Source organism: Paenibacillus donghaensis, from assembly GCF_002192415.1.
GTDB classification, from domain to species: Bacteria; Bacillota; Bacilli; order Paenibacillales; family Paenibacillaceae; genus Paenibacillus_AQ; species Paenibacillus_AQ donghaensis.
In genome coordinates, this window is sequence record NZ_CP021780.1 from 7,075,548 (window position 1) to 7,102,211 (window position 26,664).

27 protein-coding genes, 2 rRNA genes and 1 riboswitch are annotated in these 26,664 nt (G+C 50.5%); of the genes, 26 read left to right on the top strand and 3 right to left on the bottom strand.

Annotated features, from left to right (window positions below; all coding sequences use genetic code 11):
- The first annotated feature begins 261 nt into the window (after positions 1-261).
- The 3 genes from B9T62_RS32065 to B9T62_RS32075 all read left to right on the top strand — a co-directional run bounded on the left by B9T62_RS32065 (position 262) and on the right by B9T62_RS32075 (position 4,284).
- Positions 262-3,309, top strand: a 23S ribosomal RNA gene (locus B9T62_RS32065).
- A 135-nt stretch (positions 3,310-3,444) separates the two neighbouring features.
- Positions 3,445-3,561: ribosomal RNA gene (gene rrf / locus B9T62_RS32070) — 5S ribosomal RNA — on the top strand.
- A gap of 303 nt (positions 3,562-3,864) precedes the next feature.
- Entirely contained in the window at positions 3,865-4,284 is a 420-nt protein-coding gene (locus B9T62_RS32075) for a hypothetical protein (protein ID WP_087918973.1), read from the top strand.
- Positions 4,285-4,354: 70 nt separating this feature from the next.
- Here B9T62_RS32075 and B9T62_RS32080 read toward each other — a convergent pair whose 3' ends face one another.
- Positions 4,355-4,879, bottom strand: coding sequence for a hypothetical protein (locus B9T62_RS32080; RefSeq protein ID WP_087918974.1), 525 nt, complete (start codon positions 4,877-4,879; stop codon positions 4,355-4,357).
- Between the two features lie 209 nt (positions 4,880-5,088).
- On the opposite strand from B9T62_RS32080, the gene B9T62_RS32085 reads away from it, so the two are divergent.
- The 10 genes from B9T62_RS32085 to rsmI all read left to right on the top strand — a co-directional run bounded on the left by B9T62_RS32085 (position 5,089) and on the right by rsmI (position 12,874).
- The gene (locus B9T62_RS32085) at positions 5,089-5,274 is read left to right on the top strand and encodes a sigma factor G inhibitor Gin (RefSeq protein WP_087918975.1); all 186 of its coding nucleotides are present in this window, start codon (positions 5,089-5,091) and stop codon (positions 5,272-5,274) included.
- A 223-nt stretch (positions 5,275-5,497) separates the two neighbouring features.
- Entirely contained in the window at positions 5,498-7,174 is a 1,677-nt protein-coding gene (locus tag B9T62_RS32090; RefSeq protein ID WP_087918976.1) for an aminotransferase class I/II-fold pyridoxal phosphate-dependent enzyme, read from the top strand.
- Positions 7,175-7,192: 18 nt separating this feature from the next.
- Positions 7,193-7,834, top strand: a complete 642-nt coding sequence (gene tmk / locus B9T62_RS32095) for a dTMP kinase (protein WP_087918977.1) — start codon at positions 7,193-7,195, stop codon at positions 7,832-7,834.
- 119 nt (positions 7,835-7,953) lie between these two features.
- Positions 7,954-8,283: a cyclic-di-AMP receptor gene (locus B9T62_RS32100; RefSeq protein WP_087918978.1), complete on the top strand. Its 330-nt coding sequence runs from the start codon at positions 7,954-7,956 to the stop codon at positions 8,281-8,283.
- A 54-nt stretch (positions 8,284-8,337) separates the two neighbouring features.
- A complete protein-coding gene (locus B9T62_RS32105) occupies positions 8,338-8,781 on the top strand; it encodes a YaaR family protein (protein WP_087918979.1) in 444 nt (147 codons plus the stop codon).
- Positions 8,782-8,798: 17 nt separating this feature from the next.
- Positions 8,799-9,773, top strand: a complete 975-nt coding sequence (gene holB / locus B9T62_RS32110) for a DNA polymerase III subunit delta' (protein ID WP_087918980.1) — start codon at positions 8,799-8,801, stop codon at positions 9,771-9,773.
- Between the two features lie 135 nt (positions 9,774-9,908).
- Entirely contained in the window at positions 9,909-10,709 is an 801-nt protein-coding gene (locus B9T62_RS32115) for a PSP1 domain-containing protein (protein WP_087918981.1), read from the top strand.
- A gap of 30 nt (positions 10,710-10,739) precedes the next feature.
- Positions 10,740-11,105, top strand: a complete 366-nt coding sequence (gene yabA, locus B9T62_RS32120; protein WP_087918982.1) for a DNA replication initiation control protein YabA — start codon at positions 10,740-10,742, stop codon at positions 11,103-11,105.
- Between the two features lie 93 nt (positions 11,106-11,198).
- Positions 11,199-11,966, top strand: a complete 768-nt coding sequence (locus tag B9T62_RS32125; RefSeq protein ID WP_087918983.1) for a tRNA1(Val) (adenine(37)-N6)-methyltransferase — start codon at positions 11,199-11,201, stop codon at positions 11,964-11,966.
- A complete protein-coding gene (gene rsmI, locus B9T62_RS32130; RefSeq protein WP_087918984.1) occupies positions 11,963-12,874 on the top strand; it encodes a 16S rRNA (cytidine(1402)-2'-O)-methyltransferase in 912 nt (303 codons plus the stop codon). The genes B9T62_RS32125 and rsmI overlap by 4 nt, the downstream gene beginning before the upstream one ends.
- 207 nt (positions 12,875-13,081) lie before the next feature.
- On the opposite strand, the gene B9T62_RS32135 is transcribed toward rsmI, so the two are convergent.
- Entirely contained in the window at positions 13,082-13,336 is a 255-nt protein-coding gene (locus B9T62_RS32135; protein ID WP_042123095.1) for an AbrB/MazE/SpoVT family DNA-binding domain-containing protein, read from the bottom strand.
- Positions 13,337-13,631: 295 nt separating this feature from the next.
- Here B9T62_RS32135 and B9T62_RS32140 point away from each other — a divergent pair, with 295 nt between their 5' ends.
- The 13 genes from B9T62_RS32140 (at position 13,632) to B9T62_RS32200 (ending at position 26,321) form a co-directional block, all read left to right on the top strand.
- A complete protein-coding gene (locus tag B9T62_RS32140) occupies positions 13,632-14,915 on the top strand; it encodes an HD domain-containing protein (protein ID WP_087918985.1) in 1,284 nt (427 codons plus the stop codon).
- 51 nt (positions 14,916-14,966) lie between these two features.
- Positions 14,967-15,737, top strand: a complete 771-nt coding sequence (locus B9T62_RS32145) for a TatD family hydrolase (RefSeq protein WP_087918986.1) — start codon at positions 14,967-14,969, stop codon at positions 15,735-15,737.
- A 197-nt stretch (positions 15,738-15,934) separates the two neighbouring features.
- Positions 15,935-16,162: riboswitch (cyclic di-AMP (ydaO/yuaA leader) on the top strand.
- A 288-nt stretch (positions 16,163-16,450) separates the two neighbouring features.
- Positions 16,451-17,641, top strand: a complete 1,191-nt coding sequence (locus tag B9T62_RS32150; RefSeq protein WP_087918987.1) for a resuscitation-promoting factor — start codon at positions 16,451-16,453, stop codon at positions 17,639-17,641.
- Between the two features lie 177 nt (positions 17,642-17,818).
- Positions 17,819-18,370 (top strand): ribonuclease M5, encoded by a 552-nt coding sequence (gene rnmV, locus B9T62_RS32155; RefSeq protein ID WP_087918988.1) that lies wholly within the window; start codon positions 17,819-17,821, stop codon positions 18,368-18,370.
- A complete protein-coding gene (gene rsmA / locus B9T62_RS32160) occupies positions 18,367-19,251 on the top strand; it encodes a 16S rRNA (adenine(1518)-N(6)/adenine(1519)-N(6))-dimethyltransferase RsmA (protein WP_087918989.1) in 885 nt (294 codons plus the stop codon). Before rnmV ends, rsmA begins: the two co-directional genes overlap by 4 nt.
- 154 nt (positions 19,252-19,405) lie before the next feature.
- On the top strand, positions 19,406-20,329 hold the full coding sequence (gene yabG, locus B9T62_RS32165; protein ID WP_087918990.1) for a sporulation peptidase YabG: 924 nt from the start codon (positions 19,406-19,408) through the stop codon (positions 20,327-20,329).
- 237 nt (positions 20,330-20,566) lie between these two features.
- Positions 20,567-20,842 carry a biofilm formation stimulator Veg gene (gene veg / locus B9T62_RS32170; RefSeq protein WP_087920503.1) on the top strand — a complete coding sequence of 92 codons (276 nt, stop codon included), beginning with the start codon at positions 20,567-20,569 and terminating at the stop codon, positions 20,840-20,842.
- Between the two features lie 136 nt (positions 20,843-20,978).
- Positions 20,979-21,155, top strand: a complete 177-nt coding sequence (locus tag B9T62_RS32175; protein ID WP_087918991.1) for an alpha/beta-type small acid-soluble spore protein — start codon at positions 20,979-20,981, stop codon at positions 21,153-21,155.
- A gap of 189 nt (positions 21,156-21,344) precedes the next feature.
- On the top strand, positions 21,345-22,199 hold the full coding sequence (gene ispE / locus B9T62_RS32180; RefSeq protein ID WP_087918992.1) for a 4-(cytidine 5'-diphospho)-2-C-methyl-D-erythritol kinase: 855 nt from the start codon (positions 21,345-21,347) through the stop codon (positions 22,197-22,199).
- A 74-nt stretch (positions 22,200-22,273) separates the two neighbouring features.
- Positions 22,274-23,101 (top strand): pur operon repressor, encoded by an 828-nt coding sequence (purR, locus tag B9T62_RS32185; protein WP_087918993.1) that lies wholly within the window; start codon positions 22,274-22,276, stop codon positions 23,099-23,101.
- A gap of 208 nt (positions 23,102-23,309) precedes the next feature.
- Entirely contained in the window at positions 23,310-23,597 is a 288-nt protein-coding gene (spoVG, locus tag B9T62_RS32190) for a septation regulator SpoVG (protein WP_087918994.1), read from the top strand.
- Positions 23,598-23,883: 286 nt separating this feature from the next.
- Positions 23,884-25,266 (top strand): bifunctional UDP-N-acetylglucosamine diphosphorylase/glucosamine-1-phosphate N-acetyltransferase GlmU, encoded by a 1,383-nt coding sequence (glmU, locus tag B9T62_RS32195; RefSeq protein ID WP_169834535.1) that lies wholly within the window; start codon positions 23,884-23,886, stop codon positions 25,264-25,266.
- A 101-nt stretch (positions 25,267-25,367) separates the two neighbouring features.
- On the top strand, positions 25,368-26,321 hold the full coding sequence (locus B9T62_RS32200; protein ID WP_087918996.1) for a ribose-phosphate diphosphokinase: 954 nt from the start codon (positions 25,368-25,370) through the stop codon (positions 26,319-26,321).
- A gap of 114 nt (positions 26,322-26,435) precedes the next feature.
- Here the strand turns inward: B9T62_RS32200 and B9T62_RS32205 are convergent, their stop codons facing one another.
- Positions 26,436-26,636, bottom strand: a complete 201-nt coding sequence (locus B9T62_RS32205; RefSeq protein WP_087918997.1) for a hypothetical protein — start codon at positions 26,634-26,636, stop codon at positions 26,436-26,438.
- Between the last annotated feature and the right edge of the window lie 28 nt (positions 26,637-26,664).

The window sequence follows — 26,664 nt, forward strand, 5'->3', positions numbered from 1 at the left end:
TCTGAAAGGCTTGGACGATCACGAAAGTGTCGTTAAACGTTTCAGACTACAACTTGATCCTTGAAAACTGGATACCGAAACGAATTTGCGTTTAGAACATCTTTTAGCTATAACTTGTGCAAACAAGTGAATTAGTTATTAGCTGGAAGCGAAGGTTTTGGATTGTGAAGCGACCTTTGGCTTTAAACAGAGTAGCGAACGGATTCTTCCGGAAGCGCTGTTTAAAACAAGATGAGCAAACAAGCCAAACACCGGAGCGATGGTTAAGCTAATAAGAGCACACGGAGGATGCCTAGGCGCCAGGAGCCGACGAAGGACGTGGCGAACAACGAAACTGCCTCGGGGAGCTGTAAGCAAGCTTTGATCCGGGGGTGTCCGAATGGGGAAACCCAGCTGTGGTAATTCGCAGTTACTACTCTCTGAATACATAGGAGAGGTAGAGGCAGACCAGGGGAACTGAAACATCTAAGTACCCTGAGGAAGAGAAAACAATAGTGATTCCGTCAGTAGCGGCGAGCGAACGCGGAACAGCCTAAACCTAAGAGCTTGCTCTTAGGGGTTGTGGGACGTCTCACATGGAGTTACAAAGGAATATGGTAGGCGAAGAGGTCTGGAAAGGCCCGCGATAGAGGTAAAAGCCCTGTAGCCTAAACTGTATTCTCTCCGAGACGGATCCCGAGTAGTGCGGGGCACGTGAAACCCCGTATGAATCCAGCAGGACCATCTGCTAAGGCTAAATACTACCTGGCGACCGATAGTGAAACAGTACCGTGAGGGAAAGGTGAAAAGCACCCCGGAAGGGGAGTGAAATAGAACCTGAAACCGTGTGCTTACAAAAAGTCAGAGCCCGTTTTAGGGGTGATGGCGTGCCTTTTGTAGAATGAACCGGCGAGTTACGTTTACCATGCAAGGTTAAGGTGAGAAGCCGGAGCCGCAGCGAAAGCGAGTCTGAATAGGGCGATTTGAGTATGGGGGCGTAGACCCGAAACCGTGTGATCTACCCCTGTCCAGGGTGAAGGTGCGGTAACACGCACTGGAGGCCCGAACCCACGCATGTTGAAAAATGCGGGGATGAGGTGGGGGTAGCGGAGAAATTCCAATCGAACTCGGAGATAGCTGGTTCTCCCCGAAATAGCTTTAGGGCTAGCCTCGGTATAAGAATAGTGGAGGTAGAGCACTGATTGGGTGCGGGGCCCGCAAGGGTTACCAAGCTCAGTCAAACTCCGAATGCCACATATTTATTGCCGGGAGTCAGACAGTGAGTGCTAAGATCCATTGTCGAAAGGGAAACAGCCCAGACCATCAGCTAAGGTCCCCAAGTGTGTGTTAAGTGGGAAAGGATGTGGAGTTGCACAGACAACCAGGATGTTGGCTTAGAAGCAGCCACCATTGAAAGAGTGCGTAATAGCTCACTGGTCGAGTGACTCTGCGCCGAAAATGTAACGGGGCTAAACACACCACCGAAGCTATGGCTAGGATCGACTTCACTGCTTCTTTGAGCGGTGTTTATCGGATAGACATTTATGCCTGAAATCATCCTGGAAGGGATGAAGGCTATATGTTCTACAGGGGATAAACACATTTCGAAGCTGGAGTGAAGTCGATCCTGGGGTAGGGGAGCGTTGTATATACGTTGAAGGTATACCGTGAGGAGTGCTGGAGCGTATACAAGTGAGAATGCCGGTATGAGTAACGAAAAGATCAGTGAGAATCTGATCCGCCGAAAGCCCAAGGTTTCCTGAGGAAGGCTCGTCCGCTCAGGGTAAGTCGGGACCTAAGGCGAGGCCGAAAGGCGTAGTCGAAGGACAACAGTTTGAAATTACTGTACCACCGTAATCCGCTATGAGCGATGGGGTGACGCAGGAGGGTAGTGACGCGGACTGATGGATGTGTCCGTCTAAGCAGTGAGGCTGATGTGTAGGCAAATCCGCACATCGTGAAGGCTGGGCTGTAATGGGGAGCGAAAATGTTAGTAGCGAAGGTCATGATCTCACACTGCCAAGAAAAGCCTCTAGCCAGGAGAAGGTGCCCGTACCGCAAACCGACACAGGTAGGCGAGAAGAGAATTCTAAGGCGCGCGGAAGAACTCTCGTTAAGGAACTCGGCAAAATGACCTCGTAACTTCGGGAGAAGAGGTGCCTCGGTAGGGTGAATAGCCCGAGGGGGCCGCAGTGAAAAGGCCCAAGCGACTGTTTAGCAAAAACACAGGTCTGTGCGAAGCCGTAAGGCGAAGTATACGGGCTGACGCCTGCCCGGTGCTGGAAGGTTAAGGGGAGCGGTTAGGGGTAACCCGAAGCTGTGAACCGAAGCCCCAGTAAACGGCGGCCGTAACTATAACGGTCCTAAGGTAGCGAAATTCCTTGTCAGGTAAATTCTGACCCGCACGAATGGCGTAACGACTTGGGCGCTGTCTCAACGAGAGATCCGGTGAAATTTTAATACCTGTGAAGATGCAGGTTACCCGCGACAAGACGGAAAGACCCCATGGAGCTTTACTGCAGCTTGATATTGAATTTGGGTACGATCTGTACAGGATAGGTGGGAGCCTGAGAAGCAGGAGCGCAAGCTTCTGCAGAGGCGCCGTTGGGATACCACCCTGATCGTATCTAGGTTCTAACCTAGTGCCCTTATCGGGTACGGGGACCGTGTCAGGCGGGCAGTTTGACTGGGGCGGTCGCCTCCTAAAGAGTAACGGAGGCGTTCCAAGGTTCCCTCAGAATGGTTGGAAATCATTCGCAGAGTGCAAAGGCATAAGGGAGCTTGACTGCGAGACCTACAAGTCGAGCAGGGACGAAAGTCGGACTTAGTGATCCGGTGGTACCGCATGGAAGGGCCATCGCTCAACGGATAAAAGCTACCCTGGGGATAACAGGCTTATCTCCCCCAAGAGTCCACATCGACGGGGAGGTTTGGCACCTCGATGTCGGCTCATCGCATCCTGGGGCTGAAGTAGGTCCCAAGGGTTGGGCTGTTCGCCCATTAAAGCGGTACGCGAGCTGGGTTCAGAACGTCGTGAGACAGTTCGGTCCCTATCTGTCGTGGGCGCAGGAAATTTGAGAGGAGCTGTCCTTAGTACGAGAGGACCGGGATGGACGTACCGCTGGTGCACCAGTTGTTCCGCCAGGAGCATGGCTGGGTAGCTACGTACGGACGGGATAAGCGCTGAAAGCATCTAAGCGTGAAGCCCCCCTCAAGATGAGATTTCCCAACTAGTAAGACCCCTTGAAGACGACGAGGTAGATAGGTTGGAGGTGGAAGTGCAGCAATGCATGGAGCTGACCAATACTAATCGGTCGAGGGCTTATCCACATCTTAAAACGCAGATTTGTTTCGGATTCAGTTTTCAGGCGATTAAGCCTGAAAGATTTTAAGCTGCATGTCTTTTCTGTAGTCGGTTATTTTCCTGAAGGAATTCGGGGGAGTAGCACGAGCGGAAAAAACCCGTTTGGTGGCGATAGCGGAGGGGTTCCACGCGTACCCATCCCGAACACGACCGTTAAGCCCTCCAGCGCCGATGGTACTTGGACCGAAGGGTCCTGGGAGAGTAGGACGCCGCCAAGCACATGAAGACCACTGTTGATCACTCAACAGTGGTTTTTTGTTATATTTGTTGTAAATGCTAGATCCTCGCTGGGATCTTATAGTAGTAACTGAATGATTAAAAAGATAAGCAAAGTCATATATGATGAATAAAGCGTTTACAATAGTGTAACAGATTTGTTACCGACGCTAGAGGCGATACAAGTATAATAGAAAAGTGCAAATATTAAGCATATCCTTAATACGAATGAACTACTGATAAATTCTAACTTTGAATTTTCTTGTGTCTTTAGATGCATGGTAGAGGTAAGGAGGATTTAAGGTATGAAACCAACTCGCTTGGTTTGGGTAACAATATGGCTCTGTATGGCTGTTTTTCTGCTGGCTGGCTGCGGAGCAAAGGAACCGACCTGGGATACATTTGAAGGGGCGCTTAATGAAAAAAGCTTCCCTGTTCCGCAGGAAGCGGACTCTCCGGACCGGACAACTACAAATGTTGCTATGGACTACGTAAGGTACACTCTTCCTGGCTTGAAAGAAACCAAAGGGATACCGGAGCCTTATTTGGAGGCTATCCAGGCTTGGGGCTGGAAAGAGCAGGAACAGAAGGAAGACGACAAAGGAGCTTCCCGCATTTTTCAGAAGGAAAAACAGATTGTGCATTTAACCGTGCATAATGACTATTTTATAGTAATGGTCCCGAAGGAGAAAAAGGCCTCCATTAAGGGGCTGGAAACCAAATAAATAAATCGCCGTCCATAAAGGACGGCGATTTATTTATTTAAGCGAATTCTTATGTATGCACGATCTGCTGTCACTGTGAATAATAGGACGCATCGGAAGTGTTGAATTTCAGCATACCTCCCTTGTCTTTATTTCTCAGCAGCAGCAAGGTATACAGACGGGGCAGCAACAGCCACAGATGACAGATAATCAGCGAAGCTGTAAATGCTGGAGGTGACCAGACCACAAAAAGTATGGCGATGCAAAGGCCGATCCAGAAATTATGCAGCTGCACCTTGCGGAAGACACGGTAGCTAATGTACTGATCCGGCATATACCCGATCCAAGGCAGCTGGATGGTATTACGCCACCTTTTGGCGATTGGATGGCCTGAGATCAAGAGAACGGAACGCGAGATCACATATTGTGTCCAGAACACTACAGGCGCAGCCAGGATCATGAAGAAGATGCTCCACCGGGACAAGAACACGGATTCCAATATTATAAAGATAATGGGCAATATCATATAGGCTCGCAGCAAAAAGGTGGAAATATTGATTTTTCTGATTAATTTATATTGATAGAATGTAGCGGCTCCTTTAATGTCGTCTTCCATAAAAAAGGACGGCCTCCTCGTTATATGTCATGATACTAATATCGGCTAACATGGGCTTTTTGTTAAACTTTGTGATTTATTATCACCTGCCGGGCAACTGCGGAATATTATACATTATACGAGCCGCAGGATATGAAAAAACTATGAAAGGGTTTAAAATGATAGAAGGTGTATCATACTGTTCTTAAAAGAGTCAAGGTGGGATGAAAATGGAACAGCAAACCGATCAGGCTTGTATTATCTGCGGACAAGTGAAAGAGGAAGGCATCGTGATTGTCTCGCATTTTATATGTGAGGATTGCGAGGCGGAGATGGTGCGTACGGAGGCTGAGGATGCGAAGTATCGTTTTTTTATCGGCCGGATGAAGAAAATTGATCTGCAGAAAAATGCATAGGCAAACAGCTGTGCAGCAATCGATCGAAAGAACAAAAAAAAGCGGGCGGTGGATCTGTGTCACGTTGGCTGCATAACGTATTTTTATTTTGACGGCTTTCCCGTTCTCTAATTGGATGGAGGGAGCCGTTTTGTTATCCGGGTAGGATGCTTCTTCAGTGATATGTAGGCGTTTGGGTCTATTTGCGTTAAAATAGAAGCTAGCCCTAGGGGAAGGAACTATTATGGATAACGAACAGCGGAACCAAGCACCTATTTATGAAATGTTGGAACACTATAGAGTAAAGGGTAATATCTCATATCATGTACCCGGTCACAAAAACGGGGTTGCGTATGATATATTCGGGGGTGCAGGCTTCCTGGATGAGATTATGAAAGTTGATGTTACGGAAATTACGGATACAGATGATCTGCATCATCCGGAAGGGGTGATTCGGGAGGCGCAGGAGCTGGCGGCGGATTGTTTTGGAGCAGAGGAGAGCTTCCTGCTTGTATCCGGCAGTACAGCAGGCAATCTGGCACTGATTCTGACGGTCTGTCCGGAACCGGGAATGATCCTGATTGTTCAGCGCAATGTGCACAAGTCAGTTATTCATGGACTGATGCTTGCAGGAGTGCACGCTGTATTCCTGGAGCCGCTGATCGATCCCGCCAGCGGCCTGGCGGTTGCTCCCGCGGCAGAAGATGTGCAGGCTGCCTTGGCAGCCTACCCGGACGCCGCAGGGGTGCTGGTGACCATGCCCAATTACTACGGCATGGGAAGTGAGCTTGCGCCCCTCGCGCAGGCCTGCCACGCCAGCGGTGTACCGCTGCTGGTGGATGAGGCGCACGGGGCGCATTACAGCCAGCACCCGGCGCTGCCCGCCGGGGCACTGGCTCAGGGCGCGGACGGCGTAGTGCAGTCCACGCACAAGATGTTGCCCGCGCTCACCATGGGCGCGATGCTGCATGTGCAGGGCCCACGGCTTGACAGGGCCCTGCTGCGGCAGCGGCTCGCCATGGTGCAGAGCTCCAGCCCATCGTACCCGGTGATGGCGTCGCTCGATCTAGCCCGGCGGCTGGTGCACAGCCGCGGTGCCGGTGCCTTCACGGCGGGCCTTGCCGCCGTGGACGTCCTGAAGCGCGGCCTCGCCAGGCTGCCGCGCTACGGGCTGCTGCAGCCGGCTGTGCCGCTGCAGCGCTCCAGCGGGGGTGGCGCAGCCCCCGCCGGGAAGGGCGCGCCGCCGCAGCGCGGGGCGGCGTACCTGACCCAGGACCCCTTCAAGGCCGTCATTTATGACGCCGCCGGGGTCCTGAGCGGCTTCGAGCTGCACAGCAGGCTCGAAGAGAAGGGCTGTGTGCCGGAAATGAGCGATGACCGGCACGTAGTTCTGCTATTCAGCCTCGGCTCGCGGGCTGAAGAGGCTGCAGCGCTGGTGGAAGCGCTGCGGGAGATCGATGCGGAGACCCGGGCGGAGTCTCCGGGCACTCAGCACTCTTCGCACTCTCTGAGCACGCTGCAATCTCTGGACTCATTGAGCACTCAGCACTCTCCGAACTCACTGAAATTTCATAGTTCTCCGCAGGCACTGAGTTCTGTGCAATCTTCAGGCTCTCCACAGTCCACGTACAGCAATAATTCCACGTGGAACAATTTGCAGGCCAAGATTCCCCGGCCGGTGCCCTTCACCATGAAGCCGGTTGATTCAGCTTCTACGGAGAGTATCCCGCTTGCAGACAGCATAGGCAGGATGGCAGCTGAGATGGTGATTCCTTATCCTCCGGGAATTCCGTTATTATATCCCGGCGAAGTTATAACCGCACAGACAGGCGCAAGGTTATTGGACCTGTCTCAAGGCGGCGCGAAATTCCAGGCCTGTTCCGATCCGGGCCTACAGCGTATAAAGGTCTACAACATTTAGAAGGGCGGAGAAGCAGCAGTGGAACAACAAGGATTCTTCATTACTTTGGAGGGGGGCGATGGCTCAGGCAAAACAACCGTGCTGGGCCGGGTAGCTGCTTATCTGCAGAACCGGTCGATACCCTATGTGATTACCCGCGAACCTGGCGGGATTGAGATTGCCGAGAAGATTCGCTCCATCATTCTGGACCCGGCTCATACGGCGATGGATGCCCGGACCGAAGCCTTGCTCTACGCAGCTTCGCGAAGCCAGCATCTGGCTGAGGTGGTTGAACCCGCTCTGGAGAGGGGCATGACAGTACTATGTGACCGCTTCGTAGACAGCAGCCTGGTATACCAGGGATATGCCAGAGGGCTTGGCATGGAAGAGGTATGGAGCATCAACCAGTTTGCCATTGGCAACCGTATGCCTGATCTTACATTCTATCTCGACATTGATCCCGAGGTGGGGCTGGCGCGGATTGCAGCCAATCAGAACCGTGAGGTGAACCGGCTGGATATGGAGAGCCTCGCTTTTCACCGTAAGGTAAGAGAAGGATACCGTATGGTTGTGGATGCCAATCCGCAGCGGATGGTAGTGCTGGATGCGGCCCGACCGCTTCATATAGTGGAGCAGGAGCTGATACGCACGCTTGAAGAGAGAGTATTAAAGGGTTTTTGAGGTACTTTGTCAAATATACTACAATAGTTCCAACAAACTTAGGTGTAGGCTTTCGAAGTTAATTTTGCGAAGTTGAACCAGGAAGTTTATGCTATCAAAAAATCGGGAGGGATACAAAGATGAAGTTGATCATTGCAATTATCCAGGATAAAGACAGTAACCGGTTATCGAGTGAACTGGTCAAGGCTAATTTCCGTGCCACGAAGCTGGCAAGTACAGGCGGATTTCTGCGTGCAGGAAATACCACCTTCATGATCGGGGTAGAGGATAGCCAGATTGAAGCTGTCTTGACGGTGATCCGCAACAGCTGTAAGGTACGCGAGCAGCTTGTAACTCCTGTAACTCCGATGAGTGGAACTACGGATTCCTACTTGCCGCTTCCAGTCGAAGTACAGGTAGGCGGCGCTACCGTATTTGTTCTTCCAGTTGATCGTTTTGAGCATTATTGAGTATACTATAGCCATCTGTGACAGGCTATTTCCAAAAAGGGCGGTAGATAACCTTTGAAGATTAATCCGGGCTACAGGCCCTTAAAGAGTGAATTGCCGGTTTCGGAAGGCCTGAACAAGCCCGTTCAGCAGAAATCCTTCTCTGATGTATTTCAGCAGCAGAGCGAGCAGAAGACGCTGGATGAGCTGAACCGCCAGATGAAGGAAATTCAGGCTCAGGGTGACCGCCTTTCCAAGTCCATGACCATCCGCGAGCTTACCATCTACCGGATGATGATCAAACGGTTTCTGGAGGAGACGGCGCGGCGCGGTGTTATCCTCAAGGAGACGAAGGGCTGGGACCGGCGTGGCCGGGGCAAGCGTTATAAGCTGCTGGAGGAGATTGACACGGCCCTGCTGTCCATGGCAGATGATTTACTGGGCAGTGAAGAAGGCCGCATTGATCTTCTGGGCAGAGTGGGAGAAATCCGCGGCCTCTTGATCAACCTTTCTTTTTAAATGTACGGGAGGAAAATATGCCTTTTCATGATATAGCGGGCCAGGAGGATGCCAAACGGCTACTCCAGAATGCCCTGCGCAAAGATACCGTAAGCCATGCTTACCTGTTCACCGGACCCTCAGGCAGCGGTCAGCTCAAGACGGCAACCTTGTTCGCCCAAGCCATATTCTGTACTGAGCTGCAGGATGATGCCTGCGGACACTGTCTGGAATGCCGCAAGGTAGAGCATGGCAACCATCCCGATCTGACGCTGCTGAAGCCGGATGGAGCAAGCATCAAGATTGACCAGATTCGTGATCTCCAGCGTGTGTTCTCGTACCGTTCGGAAGGGATTAACCCGAAGGTCTATATCATAGACGGAGCGGACCGAATGACGGTGCAGGCAGCCAATAGTCTGCTGAAGTTTCTGGAAGAACCGCCTTCTCCGGCGGTGGGAATTCTGATCTCGGATAACAGCCGCTCCCTGCTGCCAACTATTCAGTCCAGAACCCAAAGAATCCCGTTCAGCCCGCTGCATCCCGACTTCATGCTGCAGGCTTTGTCCAGCGAAGGCATTCCGGTGCCCCTAGCCCGCTGCGCAGTCTCCCTTACTTCGGGTCTGGATGGATGCAGGGAACTTTTGGAACAGAATTGGTTTGCAGAAATGAGAAATCTAGTGTTACAATTAGCAAAGGAGTCTTTGAGCAAAAGCAGCTCATCAGTAGCAACTGTTGGGCAAAAGCTGTTCAAGACCGGGCTTGGTGAACATTTGGATGTCCTATTCAGCATGTTCCACCTGTGGTTCAAAGATATGCTCCACTTCCTGTACCAAAAGCACGAAAGTATTGTTTTCATAGATCAGTTAGACTTTATTTCCAGACATGCCCGCGAGCGGAGTACGGAGCAATGGGTGGCTTATATGGGGTATGCCGCGGAGAGCAGCATGAAGCTGCGGTCCAATGCCAATACTCAGCTGTGTCTGGAGCAGTTCTTAATCCGACTGGAAAGTTAAGAATTTTATATATATCCTCCGGATTCCGCTTTAAGGTGGAAGTATGGTTTAAGTGTTGAGGAAGGACAAGCATGAATCATCAGGGAGCGGGCTTGCTTAGGGGTTCCTTTCACCGGCAAACAAGGGGGTTAATATTTGTACAGCGTTGTGGGTGTCCGCTTTAAGAAAGCGGGTAAAATATATTATTTCGATCCGCTTGATTTCCCCATTGAACGGGATCAAAGTGTTATTGTAGAGACAGCACGAGGGGTCGAATATGGCAAGGTTGTTGTAGGCAAAAAAGTGGTTCAGGAATCCGATGTTGTATTGCCTCTGAAAAAAGTTATGCGGATTGCCGGCGATACAGACGCACGTGTGGTTGAGGAGAACAAAGGGGCGGCGAAAGAAGCTTTTACCACCTGTTTAAATAAAATTCGCGATCATGGTCTTAAAATGAAGCTCGTTGATGTAGAGTTTACTTTTGACCGCAACAAGATTATCTTCTATTTTACAGCCGAAGGCCGTGTTGATTTCCGCGAATTGGTCAAGGATCTGGCCAGCATCTTCCGTACCCGGATTGAACTGCGCCAGATTGGCGTACGTGATGAAGCCAAAATGCTGGGTGGCCTGGGCCCCTGCGGACGGGTGTTATGCTGCTCCTCCTGGCTTGGAGATTTCGAGCCGGTATCGATCAAGATGGCCAAGGATCAGAATCTTTCGCTGAATCCAACTAAGATATCCGGACTATGCGGGCGTCTGATGTGCTGTCTGAAGTTTGAGCATGACAATTACGAAAGTGTCAAAGAAGAAATGCCGGCAGTCGGCAAGGTCGTCGTTACCTCACTGGGGGACGGCAAGGTAGTAGGGATTAATGCCGGTACCCGGACGGTTCATGTGCAGTTGTTCGAGGTAGGCAAGGTTAAAGAACTTCCAATGGATGATGTTGTCGTCAAGTAAACCATATAAGGTTACTTTCGGGGTGGAAACTTGGAGAAAAAAAATATATTTGCACAGATGCAGGATATGGAAGCGCAATTGGAACATATGCGTGCCACTCTTGGCGATTGGAAACAGACGGTAAAAGAACTGATGGAAGCCAATCAAAGGCTCAATTTAGAGAACGAACAACTGCGCAAAATATTAAAGAGGGAAGCGCCCCTGGACCCCAAGGTTGATTCTGCAGAAGCAGAAGCACTATTGGCCGCCCGCGAGGGTGCGGAGGAAGTGGTCGGTGAAGGATATGATAATCTGGCCCGCTTGTACCATGAAGGCTTTCACATCTGCAATGTCTATTTCGGACATTTGCGGACCGAAGGTGATTGTCTGTTCTGCCTCTCTTTCCTCAATAAATAAGGATATCCAGCCGTAGGAGATTTGTGCCTACGGTTTTTTTAAATTTCTTCGACCTTTGCAGTCTGGCCCAAGAATTGACTATAGGAGAGTACCATGACAAATTCAATAAATTCACAGCCCCTGCTGCCTACGGAGCGGGTGGATGATCTGCTGACGCATGATTTAAGAATTATTCAGAGTGACGAGGTGTTCAGCTTCTCGATGGATGCGGTGCTGCTGGCCCGCTTTGCCAGTATTCCGCCGAGAGGCAGGGTACTTGATCTGTGCACCGGCAATGGGGTTATCCCTATACTGCTGACTACACGCACCAAAGCTTCTATAGAAGGCATTGAAATACAGCCGCGTCTGGCAGATATGGCACGCCGTAGTGTAGCGCTGAACGAATTAGAGGATAGAATCACTATTCATGAAGGGGATCTGCGTGAGCTATATAGAACAGCCGGTCATGGTGTATATGATGCCATTACGGTTAACCCGCCGTATATGCCGCTGAACGGCAGCGATCTGAAGCTGAACACACATCAGGCTATGGCCCGTCATGAACTGGGCTGTACACTGGAGGAGGTCATCCAGGCCTGTGTAAGGCTGGTACGTACAGGAGGCAAAGTAAGTATGGTGCATAAGCCGCAGCGTCTGGTTGATATTATGAGCCTGATGAGACAATATAGGCTGGAGCCCAAGATTATTCGCTTTGTACATCCGCGTGCACATCTGGAAGCGAACATGGTGTTAATCGAGGCGATCCGTGACGGCAAGCCGGAGTCGCGTCTACAGCCGCCTCTAATTGTATATAATGAGGACAATCAATATTGCCAGGAGATTATGGACATTTATTATGGAGCCAAAGAGGGTAAAATATGAAATTAACATGCCAAAGCAGCTTTCAGAGCAATAATGACAACCATAAGCAGGAAGGAGCAGGTTCTCTCTATCTGGTAGCGACGCCTATCGGCAATCTGGAGGATATGACCTTCCGCGGCGTGAGGACGTTACAGGAATGCGACATCATCGCTGCCGAAGATACCAGACAGACCCGTAAGCTGCTCAGCCACTTCGAAATCACACCTTCGCTGTTGTTCAGTTATCATGAGCATAATAAGGCTGCCAGCGGACCTGAGTTGATACGTTATATAATAGAAGGTAAAAATCTTGCGCTAGTTAGCGACGCCGGTCTTCCGGCCATCTCCGATCCTGGTGCCGATCTTGTCGCTCTGGCTATTGAGCACGGTATTGCTGTGATTCCGATACCGGGAGCTAACGCAGCCCTGTCAGCTCTAATCGCTTCCGGATTGCCTACGGCCAGCTTCACCTTTGCCGGATTTCTTCCCCGCGAGCGCAAAGATATCCGTGCTGTTCTAGCTACGCTGCGGGCATCTCAGGGAAGCTTGCTGTTCTATGAGTCTCCCCATCGCGTTGGCAAGACGCTGCAGCATCTGCAGGAGGCTTTTGGCAACCGGCGGGTGGTGTTGGCCCGTGAGCTGACCAAGCGGTATGAGGAATTTCTGCGCGGAACCATTGAGGAATGCATTGCCTGGCTGGAGGAGCATCCGCCACTTGGCGAATATGTGATTGTGGTAGAGGGAGAGAGCAAGGAAGAAGCGGCGAAGGCAGAGTCAGCCTGGTGGCAGAAACTGAGCCTGGAGGAGCATGTGGCCCATTATGAGAACGCAGCGCTGTCCCGTAAAGAGGCGATGAAGAAAACAGCCGCCGACCGCGGGCTGGCGAAGCGGGATGTCTATAACGCGCTGCTTGATAAAAGTAATTCATAATATTGGTTACCCAAGTAGAAACGGCTCTTCGCCGCCCTCTGAAAGAGGCGGTATCCGTTTCTGCGAGAAATAGAAGGAGAATGGGTAGCGTGAAACATATAAATTCTTATATTTAAAAAAAATACCCCCCGCGGGAGCGGGGGGCCAAGGAGATATAATAAGGTTAGAATTAACAATTTGATTAGTTCCTATTATATACTATTTATTTTAGTTTGTCACAGGGGTAGGGATAGTAGAAATACATTCATGACAAACAATTTTACCTTTGAAGTAGGTCACGTTCTCGGCATTGCCGCAGAATATGCAAGCAGGCTCGTACTTTTTCAGCATGATCCGCTCACCGTCCACGTAAATTTCGAGCGCATCTTTTTCACCGATACCCAAAGTGCGGCGCAATTCAATCGGAATAACAACCCGTCCCAGCTCGTCTACTTTTCTCACAATACCTGTTGATTTCATCATAGCTATCGTTACTCCTCTCAATGATCAAAAACGTCATTATTCGACATTGTTCACTGTTTTATGTTTTTTATAATACCAACGATTCCCAAAACAGTCAACCTTTTTCGTAACAGATTAAAGAGAAATTTTGATTTCTTGCAATAAAAGGCCAATATAAGAATCATTAGACTGTCCTGGGATAATGTCGATTTACAGAGAATGAATTCAGCAATATTCGACATTATACGACAACGTCTTTTATTATATATCAAAATATGTTTGCTGTGTAACAAAATATTCAAAAGGAGTTGAAATAATGAAGCAGCCACTCACGGAGGAGAAGGTATTTAAAGATCCGGTTCATAATTATATCCATGTCCAGGACACCATTATTTGGCGTCTGATCAATACCAAAGAATTTCAGCGGTTGCGACGGATTCGCCAATTGGGAACGTCCTATCTGACCTTTCATGGGGCTGAGCATAGCCGATTCTCCCACTCGCTTGGGGTGTATGAGATCACCCGTCGTATTATTTCCCAGTTCGAGCGGAGCGGGTACAAGGATTGGATGCCGGAGGAAAGATTGCTTACATTATGCGCCGCATTGCTTCATGATTTGGGCCACGGGCCGTTCTCTCATTCTATAGAAGAAGCTTTTGAGATGAACCATGAAGATTGGACCTGCCGGATCATTCTGGAGAACACGGAGATTACGGAGATCCTGCGTGATGTAGAAGCCGATTTCCCGCGCAAGGTGGCTTCGGTGATCTCCAAAACCTATGAACATGAAATAGTGGTTAATCTGGTATCAGGGCCGCTGGATGCGGACCGAATGGATTATCTGCTGCGCGATGCACATTATACAGGTGTCAATTATGGAACGATTGATATCGACCGTATTCTGAGAATGCTGCGTCCCTACAATGGGCGTGTGGTGGTAAAAGAATCCGGTATGCATGCCATCGAGGACTATCTGATGTCACGGTACCAAATGTATTGGCAGGTGTATTTTCATCCGGTGACCCGCAGCTCGGAAATTATTCTGCGCCAGATCTTCCGCCGGGCTAAGGAGCTGCAGCAGAAAGGTTACGCTTTCCGTTTCATGATTGAACCGCTTGCAGACCTGTTCTGCTCAGAATTGAGTGTAGAACAATATCTGATGCTTGATGAAGCACTGGTGCAGACCGCTTTTATGCAGTGGACACTGGAGGGAGACGAGCTGCTGAGCGATTTGTGCAGCAGGTTTATTCATCGTAAACTGTATAAATATGTAGAGATGGAGAATCTTGACCCTGACATGATTGAAGCCATCCGCAGCAGCTTTAAGCTGGCTGGATTAAATGCAGAATATGACCTGGAAATTGATTATCCGACAGATTTACCTTATGATGTCTTCCGTCCGGGAGAGGGTTTCGACAGCAAGCAGATTCTGCTGCTTGACCGGCATGAACGACTGAGGGAAATTTCGGAGGTTTCGGATATCGTACGGTCAATCAGCGGGATTCACCGGGGAAGATATCATTTGTATTTCCCGCAGGATAAGGTAAAGAAAGCCCTTACCAGATTGCCCGATTCCATTGCCGAAATCTTCGCAAAATAATCCAAAAATATATAGAATTCATCATGAAAATCAAGTGAGGAGAGGAAAAATATGTTTCTTTTTGATACCCATACCCATCTGGATGCTCCACAATTCGACGAGGACCGGGAGGAAGTGATTGCCCGGGCGACAGAAGCCGGAGTCAGCAAAATGATCAACATTGGATTTAACCGTGAAACCATACCTTCCACGATGAAGCTTGCGGAAACGTATGAACATATTTATGCAGCCGTTGGCTGGCACCCGCAGGATGCGGTTACGATGAAGGATGGTGACCTTGAATGGATTGCCTCGCTCTGCAAGCATGAGAAGGTGGTAGCGATTGGAGAGATCGGTCTGGACTATTACTGGGACACTTCCCCGAAAGAAGTGCAACACGAAGTATTTCGTAAACAAATTGGTCTGGCCCGCGAGCTGGGAATGCCGATCTGTATTCATGACAGAGATGCGCATGAGGATGTCGTAAGAATTCTCCGTGAGGAAAAAGCAAATGAGGTTGGCGGCGTCATGCACTCCTTCTCCGGCAGTTGGGAGACTGCGAAAATGTGCTTGGATCTGGGGTTCCATCTCTCCTTCGGAGGGCCGATTACGTTTAAGAACGCAAGAGTGCCTAAAGAGGTGCTTGCGAAGACTCCACTGGACCGCCTATTGATCGAAACCGACTCCCCATATCTGACTCCGCATCCCTTCCGAGGCAAACGAAATGAGAGTGCTTATGTGAAATTGGTCGCAGAGGCTGCGGCGGAAATTAAAGGGATGAAATGGGAGGAATTGGCCCAAATTACCTATGCGAACGCACTGGAACGATTTGGAATTGTCTGAAATCAGGAGAAAAATAGCTGAAAAATGGAGTATAGACGATATATTAATGTTTTTTAACAATAAAACACCTGAATATTACAATATTTTAACCTTAAATCTGCTTAAACGTGCTTGAATCGTGCTTTACAATATGTATCAAAACAGGATATCATCTTTTCAGTGCAGTGAACTGTTGTTACTGTGACAGCCACTGATCATGAATCGTCTCGCTGAGTCTCCGTCAGGAGAACGGGGGAACCAATAATGCGCTGCCGCATGTCCGTACATCGAGTACAGCACGTACTGCCGCAGGCACTATTTGATTTCTTCACGTGGTCTTTGGGGTGAATTTAAGGGCAACCGCCGTGAGCGGGTGACCCAAGATAGGGCGTCTCTCTTTCGTCCGAACCCGACAGCTAACCCCGTAAGCGCAAGTAAGAGAGGAAACCTCGTGCATAAACATTCCGTATTTCGATACACGGAGAAGCCACGAAAGAGTCCTCACAAGAACTCTTTTTAGGCTTTTTTTGTTTTGAATACTGTGAATGAACCCTGCATACTGTTATATAACAGCTGTGGGGGCAACTGTGCCGGGCAGGCGATCCATGAGCAGGAGACGCGGAGGCAATTAAGGCTGCGTATCCTGTGACAATCTCAACTTAGTTTCGTCAAACACGATTCAGTCAACTTGAATATACATTGGACGACGGGGCTATGTAAGGAGGATGGAGAGAATGGGTGTATTCCAACCAGAGGTATCCCATGATTCGCAATCATCCAGCAAGTCTATCGCTTTACGGTGGGAGCAGGTGAATCTTCGCGTACTTTCACTTGCCGGCGCATTCTCAATTCTGATCGCGCTGATTATTCTGCTTTATGTACACGGTCAGAGCACTACGAAACAGATTTCTGTAATTATTGACGGTCATGTACAAACGCTGGAGACGCGTGAATCGCTGCTTAGCGATGTGCTGGCCAAGGAACAAATTTCGCTGCAGCCGCATGATGAAATATCTTTGGGTCTGAGTGATGAAATACAAGATGGCGATCGCGTCATGATTAACCGTGCGCAGCAGCTTAGTGTTGTTGCAGACGGAACGACAAAGGTGCTGCATACCACCGAGGATACCATCGGTAAGGCTATCAGCAAGTTTGGCATAGCCGTTGATGGCGATGACAAGATATTCCCTTCGTTAGAGACTTCAGTTTCCGCCAACATGGAGATTACAATTCTCCGCATCAACAAGCAAACCGTTCAGCGGACAACAAACCTGCCTTTTCGGGTCATCAAGACCGCAGACCCCTCCCTCCCAAAGGGTACAGTAAGAGTCGCACAAGCAGGTAAACCAGGTGTCATGATTCAGCATATTGAGAAGATCTACCAAGATGGAGAACTGGCCTCTATGCGCATGATTGGTAAAGAAGTTCAGACCGTAACCAAAGACAAGGTTATCGCGATCGGAACCAAAAAAATTCCTGTGCCTGTCCTGGCTGCTACAACAGCTACTGCAACCCAAACCCAAACCAAAACCAAAACTTCCACAGCTAAAACCAAGACTGCCAAGGTTTCTGAGAAAAGCAATAATGTGACCAGTAAAGCCGGCGTAGATTTTGAATACAAAAAAGTGATTAAGAATGTCTCGATGACGGCATACTCTTCAGAAGAGCCAGGCATTGGAACACGCACGGCTTCCGGCACACGTGTAACGGAAGGGCGGACTATTGCCGTTGATCCTAGAATAATACCTATCGGCTGGTGGGTGTATATCGAAGGATTGGGATTCCGCCGTGCAGAAGATACAGGCGGTGCCATTAAAGGCCATAAAGTGGATATTTATTATGATTCACTCAGCCAAGCCCGCAACTTTGGTCGCAAATCGCGTACCGTTTACGTTATTGGTCCGGTGAAGCCTGAACTTAACTAAGGCTGGCAGCATCCTTTTGCAAATTTTCGGTTGATAGGCTATAGTGGTGAAAGCAACTATGGACGCCAAATCTCTTATAGAGATCACGGAGCAACCGCTCACCACTTATACATTCTTTAGCCAAAAAGAAGAGGAGCGAATCCTCTTCTTTTTGCGTTTTTGAGAGGAGTTAACCCATTGATCAAGGAATTGATCGTCGTTGAAGGCAAAAGCGACACCATCGCCATTAAGCGGGCGGTAGAGGCAGACACCATTGAGACCGGCGGATCGGCAGTGGACCGGACTGTGATCGCAAAGGTCGCACTGGCTATGGAGCGCCGAGGAGTTATTATCCTGACCGATCCCGATCATGCGGGAGAACGTATCCGCAAGATTGTCTCGTCGAAGGTTCCAGGCTGCAAGCATGCTTTTATCCCGGAGAAGGAGGCTACCCGCAAGGGCGATATCGGGGTTGAGAACGCCTCGCCTGAGGCGATCCGCCATGCCCTGGAGCATGTGCACACCTCTTTTGAAGGGGCACCCGCCCTGATTGGGATTGAGGATCTTATGGCAGCAGGGATGCTTGTACACGCCCGTGCGGCTGAGAGAAGAATGGCGCTCGGCAATCTGCTGGGCATTGGATATTGCAACGGCAAGCAGCTGTACAAACGGCTGGCGATGTTTGGAATTACGCGGGAGGAATTTGCCGGGGCTCTCGCACAAATTGATCAGGGAGGCATTACCTCATGAGTGGCAATGGAGAAATATCAACCCCCAAACGCACGAAGGAAATCATTCAGCGCTACGGCTTCAAGTTCAAGAAGAGCCTGGGCCAGAATTTCCTGATTGACCAGAACATTCTGGATAAAATTGTTGATGCGGCCGGACTGACTGAAGTCTCTGGCGCATTGGAGATTGGCCCCGGGATCGGAGCACTTACCGAACGGCTGGCGATGGCGGCAGGCCATGTAACGGCTGTCGAGATCGACCGGCGGCTGATTCCCATTCTGCGTGATGTTCTCGCGCCGTATCCTCATGTGAAGGTCCGCAACGACGATGTGCTGCAGGTCAACCTGCAGGAGCTGTTCGCCGAGGACTTCGCCACTGTGGACAAGGTCAGTGTGGTTGCCAATCTGCCTTATTACGTCACCACACCGATTCTGATGAAGCTGCTGGAGGAGAAGCTGCCGCTGGAGAACATTGTGGTCATGATCCAGAAGGAAGTTGCAGAGCGTATGGCAGCGTCACCTGGAGGCAAGGAGTATGGCAGCCTCAGTATTGCCGTGCAGTATTACAGCGAACCTGAGTTGGTCTGCATTGTGCCGCGTACGGTATTTATTCCTGAGCCGAATGTGGAGTCTGCGGTTATCCGTCTGAAGGTCAGAGATGTGCCGCCGGTACAGGTTGCCGATGAGAAGCATTTCTTCGAAGTGGTGCAGGCCTGCTTCACGCAGCGCCGCAAGACGATAGCGAACAATCTGAAGGCACGGTACTTCCCGAATGAAGGGCGCGAGCGTCTGGAGCTTCTACTGGCTGAAGCAGGGATAGAACCGGTAAGACGAGGGGAGACACTCAGTCTTCAGGAATACGCCACCTTAAGCGATGTGCTGCTTGCTGCGGGAATCGTCTGATCTAGGAGGTGTCTTCAAACCCGATGATTCGGAGGACAAAGATCTGTGATAATCATCCTGAAGCCTTAGGTTTGAAGAGACGCTCTAAATCGCTCCGGCTATGAACCAATAGAGGCTTTTGCCCATACGATGGGGGTAGAGGTGGTGGTTTGTAATGAATTTAGGAGACTTGGTCGTCCGTAAATCCTATGGCGGCGATTTGACGTTTCGTGTAGAGCAGATCGTGCAGAATGGAGCCGTTATCAAGGGGACAGAGTTCCGACTGCTGGCGGATTCACCGCTGGACGACTTGGTTCAGGTGCCTCCTACCCGGGTAACGGAGCGGGGGCAGCAGGCACAGATCAAAGCAAAGGAATCTTTAACGCAGCTGCAGCGGGACCGTCAGGAGCAGAGCCAGCGCAGCGGCAGCACACTCTCGGCAGCGGCGGGAGATTCCGGGTCATGGGCAGCGCCGCAGGCCTCCAAGGAGGCCTCTTATTTCGAGGTGCCAGGCAAAGTGTTGCATCTGGACGGTGACCCGTCCTATCTGAACAAGAGCCTTAGTCTGTATGAGCAGCTGCGAATTCCGGCGGAAGGACATCATGTCCATGAATCATCGATGGCGGATACCCTATACCGGCTGCTGCCGCGTGTGCGTCCATCCATCGTGGTCATTACCGGTCATGATGGTGTGCTCAAAGGGCCGCATACTTATGATTTATACAGCTTGAACAGCTATAAGAATTCACAGAACTTCATAGCTGCCATCCGGATCGCCCGTGAATATGAACGCAATTTCGATGCGCTCACTATTGTGGCCGGTGCCTGCCAGTCTCACTTTGAAGCGCTGCTGGGAGCGGGCGCTAACTTTGCAAGCTCGCCCGGGCGGATTCTGATTCATGCACTGGACCCGGTATACGTTGCAGCCAAGGCTTCGTTTACTTCCATCCGTGAGACGGTCAACCTGAACGACGTGTTAAATCATACGATCAGCGGCAGTCAGGGAATCGGCGGCGTGGAGACACGCGGCAGCTTCAGGATCGGCATGCCACGCCTGCAGAATCTATCTGCGCTGAAGGTTACGCCCTCGGCGATTTGAAGCCGAGGCAAGTGGCAGCATTGTGCCGTCAAGGCCATATAGGAGGGGGAGCGTCTGCTCATCCCTTCTTTTTTGCTATTAATTCTATTACAGCTAACAAGGCCATTTCTCCACTCTCAATCCGTCAAAAAAAATTCCGTTGACAACTTTTTTAGCATCATCTATAATTATTTATTTGCTTTGACATTTGTTACTGAAAGTTGTATAATGGACAAGGAAAGAGGTGGTCGTCAGGTAATGGCTAATAACGCGCTGTTGGAAATTAAACGCAGTCTCGAAGCTCATGTCGGTCATAAGATCACGTTGCGCGCTAACGGTGGACGTCGCAAGACCGTTGAACGCACCGGTGTCCTGGAAGAAACGTACCCTTCTGTTTTTATTGTCAAATTGGATCAGGAGCAACAGACCTTTAAGCGTGTCTCCTATAGCTATGCCGACATCCTTACTGAATCTGTAGAGATTACAGTTTGCGAAGATGACGGACAGATGCGTCTTATGTATATTAAAGCTTAATGCTTTGCCGGTTCTCAGACAGCCTCCCTGACGGGAGGCTGTCTTTTGTTGTAATTAGCCGCATGAATCCTTGTGCTGGATGACATACTAAGCAGGCAATCACTGATTATTCACAATGATAAAGGAGGAATCCGAAATGAGCCGCAGAAGACGCAGTGTAATGTCTGATGAACTGAAGACGGAACTGGCGAAGGAGCTTGGTTTCTACGAAACGGTAGAGCGTGACGGCTGGGGTGGAATCCGGGCACAGGATGCCGGAAATATGGTGAAGAGGGCCATTCAGCTGGCCGAAGCGGCAGCCCGCAGATCGTAAGTCTGAGGCCCGCACAAGTTATAAATACAAATGGCGCTATCCTATGTGGATGGCGCTTGTTTACGTTGTTTATTATCCAAAGGAGTCCTTTTATCTATTTTGCCCACTTTGCGAATGGACTTAGGTACAAGTTTCTCATATAATATGTTAAGTTGTTTTTACGGGAAAAGCTGAGGGTGGGTGAACGCCTTGAAAATATATGAGAAAGCACCGGCCAAAATTAATTTGATGCTGGATGTGCTCCATAAACGGGCTGATGGGTTTCATGAAGTGGAAATGATAATGACCATGGTTGATCTGGCGGACCGCCTGGAGCTGTCCGGGCTGCCCAGGGATTCGATCATAATCTCAAGCCAGGCGGGCTACATTCCCCTGGATGAGAAGAACCTGGCCTTTCAGGCTGCCAGGCTTATTAAGGACCGTTATAACGTGAAGAGTGGCGTACATATCCATCTGGACAAAAGAATTCCGGTCGCTGCCGGTCTGGCTGGCGGCAGCAGCGATGCCGCGGCCACGCTGCGCGGCCTTAACCGGCTCTGGGGGCTGGGGCTCCCTGCGGAGGAGCTGCAGGTGCTGGGCGCTGAGCTGGGCTCGGACGTGCCCTTCTGCGTCACTGGAGGCACAGCGCTGGCAACAGGGCGGGGAGAACTGCTGACCCCGCTGGCCAACCCGCCGCAGTGCTGGGTGGTGCTGGCGAAGCCGCCGATCAATGTCTCGACAGCAGAGGTGTACGGACGGGTAAGAAGCAATCAGATTAGCGTCCATCCTTCAGCGCAGCGGATGCGCGAGGTGATTGAAGCCGGCAGCTTTGCCGGCGTATGCGAGAATCTGGGCAACGTGCTGGAGGACGTTACCCTGAGGCTGCATCCGGAAGTGCAGCAGTTGAAGGAAGCAATGGTGAAGCTGGGCGCTGACGGTGTACTGATGTCCGGCAGCGGGCCCACAGTGTTCGGCCTCGTCTCCAAGCAGTCCAAGGTGGCGAGAATATACAACGGCTTGAGAGGATTCTGCAACGAAGTCTATGCGGTACGTTCGTTGACTTAAGCTTCTTCACTTGTGTAAACCCGTACAAAAGTGATATATTTTTCTATAATATTCGGTTTTGGCGAGGAGATCCCGTGAAGAAACTAAAAAGAAGCCAACGTTTGGTCGACATGACCCAATTTTTGCTGGAGAAACCACATGTCCTGCTGCCGCTGTCTACATTTGCAGACCGGTACGGAGCGGCGAAATCATCCATCAGTGAAGATCTGGCTATTATAAAAGAGGTATTTGAAGGCGAAGGCATGGGTGAGCTGCAGACACTGGCTGGAGCGGCGGGAGGCGTCCGCTACATTCCCTGCATGCCCAAAGAGATGGCATTGGCCTTCGTTCAAGACTTGTGCGGACAGTTGGAACAGAGTGACCGCATTCTGCCCGGCGGATATCTGTATATGTCCGATTTGCTCGGGCTGCCATCACTGATGGAACAAGCAGGCAAGATTATTGCTACAGCCTTTCACGGCATCCCCATTGATGTGGTGATGACCGTTGAAACGAAGGGGATACCGCTGGCCTACGCCACAGCAGCACAGCTGGGCTTGCCGGTGGTGCTGGTGCGGCGAGACCATCAGGTCACCGAAGGCTCGGCCGTAAGCATCAACTACGTCTCCGGTTCCCACAAAAGCATACATACGATGTCACTGTCGAGAAGAGCGCTGAAGGAGAAGTCGCGGGTATTAATTGTCGACGATTTCATGAAAGCCGGCGGAACGGTGCAAGGCATGGTAGACCTGCTAGGAGAATTTAATGCCAAGGTAGCCGGAGTGGGTGTGCTGGTGGAATCAGGGGCCGTAGAGTCGGAAGAACGGCTGCTTCAGGATTATGTATCGCTGGTGAAGCTGAGTGAGGTGGATTCGAAGGAACGGCGAATTTCAGCTTCTCCGGGCAATTATTTCAAGCTCTAGAGCCGTGTTAGTCCAGCTTTCAAAAGTCGTGGAAAATGTCGAATCCGTAAGAGATCCTTAGATAAACGCCCGAAATGTGTCGGAAACAATGGATGCTGAAAAATATTCTTCTTAATCAGGTATTTTATGGGATTCAAAAGAAGGATTTTGCTTTGTTGTGTGGAATTATACACCAAGTCTCTGATGGAAAAAGGTGGTGAACACACACATGCAAATTACGGATGTCAGACTCCGCCGCGTCAACTCTGAGGGGAGAATGAAAGCAATTGCATCCATTACCATCGATAACGAGTTTGTTGTTCATGACATACGCGTCATCGACGGTAATAACGGGATGTTTGTTGCAATGCCCAGCAAACGTACACCGGACGGCGAATTCCGCGATATCGCACACCCGATCTCCTCGGGAACACGCGAGAAGATTCAATCTGCGGTTCTGGCCGAGTACGATCGCGCCGCTGTCGAAGAAGAAGAAGTCATTGAAGAAGGAGCTTAAGGCAAGCTTGCTTCGAAGGACTGCTGCCCGCAGGGCGGCGTAAGGCCATGCCGTTTTACTATAAGATCAGAATGTAATACATCTTGGATCTGCTGCCTGATCTTTCAGAGAAGCAACCGTCTGTGCAAGAAGATAGGATATCTTCGGACAAGGCGCGTAATCCGCTTTTCTTAGTTGGGGTTCGAAGAAAAGGGAACCATGCCTTATGGTTCTCTTTTCTTTTTGCCCGGAATGAGATATATTCAGTAGTGAGTTCAAGAGTAGGAGGTTGGCATTCTTGAAAAGAATGGCTATAGTTCTTGCCGCAGGCCAAGGCAAGCGGATGAAATCAAAATTATATAAGGTGCTGCACCCCGTCTGTGGTAAGCCGATGGTAGGGCACGTGCTTGATACAGTAACAGCAACAGGTTGCCAGCGTACGATTGTAGTCGTTGGACATGGGGCGGAAGCGGTTCAGGCTTATTTGGGCGACAAGGCGGAATATGTGCTGCAGGCCTCGCAGCTGGGCACGGGACATGCCGTCAAACAAACCAAGGAGCTGCTTGGCAGTGAAGAGGGCACCACTATCGTTATTTGCGGAGACACCCCTCTAGTAACATCTGAAACGCTGGAAGGGCTGATGGCTCTGCATGAACGCAACCGTGCTGCCGCAACCGTGCTGACTGCCGTAATGGAGCAGCCTGCCGGATACGGGCGAATTATACGCGGAACAGACGGTGGAGTTCTGAAGATTGTAGAACAGAAGGATTGCAGTTCCGAAGAAGATGCCATTCACGAGATTAATACAGGCACCTATTGTTTCGATAACGCCAAATTATTCGCCGCGCTGGAGAAGGTGACCAACACCAACAACCAGCAGGAATATTATCTGACCGATGTCATCGGCATTCTCCGTGGTGAAGGGGATATCGTCCTCGGCTATCAGGCCAATGATCCTGCAGAATCGATCGGGGTCAATGACCGCCTGGCGCTGTCAGAAGCCGAAGGACATATGAAGAGACGCATCAACCGACGACATATGCTGGGCGGCGTAACTCTGATTGATCCAGATTCCACCTACATTGGAGCAGAGGTTGTCATTGGGCAGGACACCGTGATTTATCCCGGAACCTTTCTCAAGGGGATGACGGTTATTGGGGAACAATGCATTATTGGACCCGCCAGTGATATCGAAGACAGCCGGATTATGGACGGGGCGGCTGTGAAGCAGTCCGTACTGAATCAGGCTGAAGTTGGCGCACGGGCATCCGTTGGGCCTTTTGCTAATTTACGGCCGGGCACTGTGCTCGGAGAAGAAGTTAAGGTTGGCGATTTCGTAGAAATCAAGAATGCCACTATCGGCAATGGCTCCAAAGTGTCCCATCTGAGCTATATCGGTGATGCTTCCGTAGGCAGGAATGTCAATGTAGGCTGCGGCGCCATAACCGTCAATTACGATGGGTACAATAAAGCCGTTACCACTATTGAGGACGACGCCTTCATCGGCAGCAATGTAAATCTGATTGCTCCGGTTACTGTAGGCAAAGGGGCATTCGTTGTTGCCGGCTCCACCATCACACGTTCCGTTCCGGACAATGACCTGGCGATTGCCAGAGTCAAGCAGGAGAATAAGCCGGGTTATGCCGATAGGATCCGCTCCCGGGCCAAAGCAAAGAAAGACCAGTTGTAGTCCATCGTAAAGTGCCGTTAATAGAGGTGCCGGACGGGACTTGCATTTGGCGCGCCGGCGCTTTTAGAAAGCTAAATTCCGTCACGGAGGGTTTATATTTTATGACTTATTGCGATTCCAAACTCAAAATCTTCACCTGCAACTCCAACCCCAAGCTTGCCAGCCAGATTGCCGATTATATTGGGATTCCGATGGGCGAGTCCCATACAACAAGCTTCAGCGACGGGGAAATTCAGGTCAAGCTGTCGGAGAGCGTCCGTGGCTGCCATGTATACATTGTGCAGTCCACCTGCGGACCGGTTAACGACAATCTAATGGAGCTACTGGTTATGGTGGATGCCCTCAAACGCGCCTCTGCGAAGAGCATCAATGTGGTTATCCCTTATTACGGTTATGCGCGTCAAGACCGCAAAGCGCGCTCCCGTGATCCGATTACCGCGAAACTGGTAGCCAACCTGATTGAGAAGGCGGGTGCCCACCGTGTCATTACGATGGACCTCCATGCAATGCAGATTCAAGGCTTCTTTGATATCCCGGTAGACCACTTGCTGGGAGTACCGATTCTGGCTCAATATTTCCGCTCCATGCAGATTCAGAATCCCGTAGTGGTCTCTCCTGACCATGGCGGTGTAGTGCGGGCGAGAAAGCTCGCTGACTTCCTGAATGCGCCGCTCGCCATTATCGACAAACGCCGTCCGGAACCAAACGTCAGCGAGGTCATGAATATTATCGGCAATATTGAAGGCAAAACGGCAATTCTGATCGATGACATTATCGACACGGCAGGAACGATTGTACTTGGAGCCAATGCCCTGATGGAGGGCGGCGTGAAGGAAGTCTACGCCTGCTGTACACATCCGGTATTGTCTGGTCCTGCGCATGAGCGCCTGGAGAATTCGCCAATCAAGGAAATTATCGTGACGGATACCATTCCAATCCGCAGCAACAATCCGACGTCGAAGCTTAAAGTACTGTCCGTGGCTCCGCTGATGGGCGAAGCCATTATCCGTGTCCATGAAGAGCTGTCCATCTCCAAGCTGTTTGAGATCGAATAGTCTCCCTGCAGAGTAGCTACGGGCTGCGCACATATACCAAAGGGTTACACCTCCGCTTCCGGAGATGTAACCCTTGTCGGCGTGAAGCAGATGCCGGCCTTGCCGAATCCTGCTTCAATAGCCGGGGCGTGACTTGAAGATAAACTTACTGCGGTTGTACAAAGTGCCCTTTAGCTGTACGAAGCTTTCATCCACCGCTGTCAGCACACCTACATCAATGTATACATTACCCTGATAAATCTCGACGGGGATGGCATATTGGATATGGTACTGGAAATGGCGCAGCAGCGTCAAAATATCGCCCTGACGTAACATGGATTCATCACCTGTCTCCGGAATATAG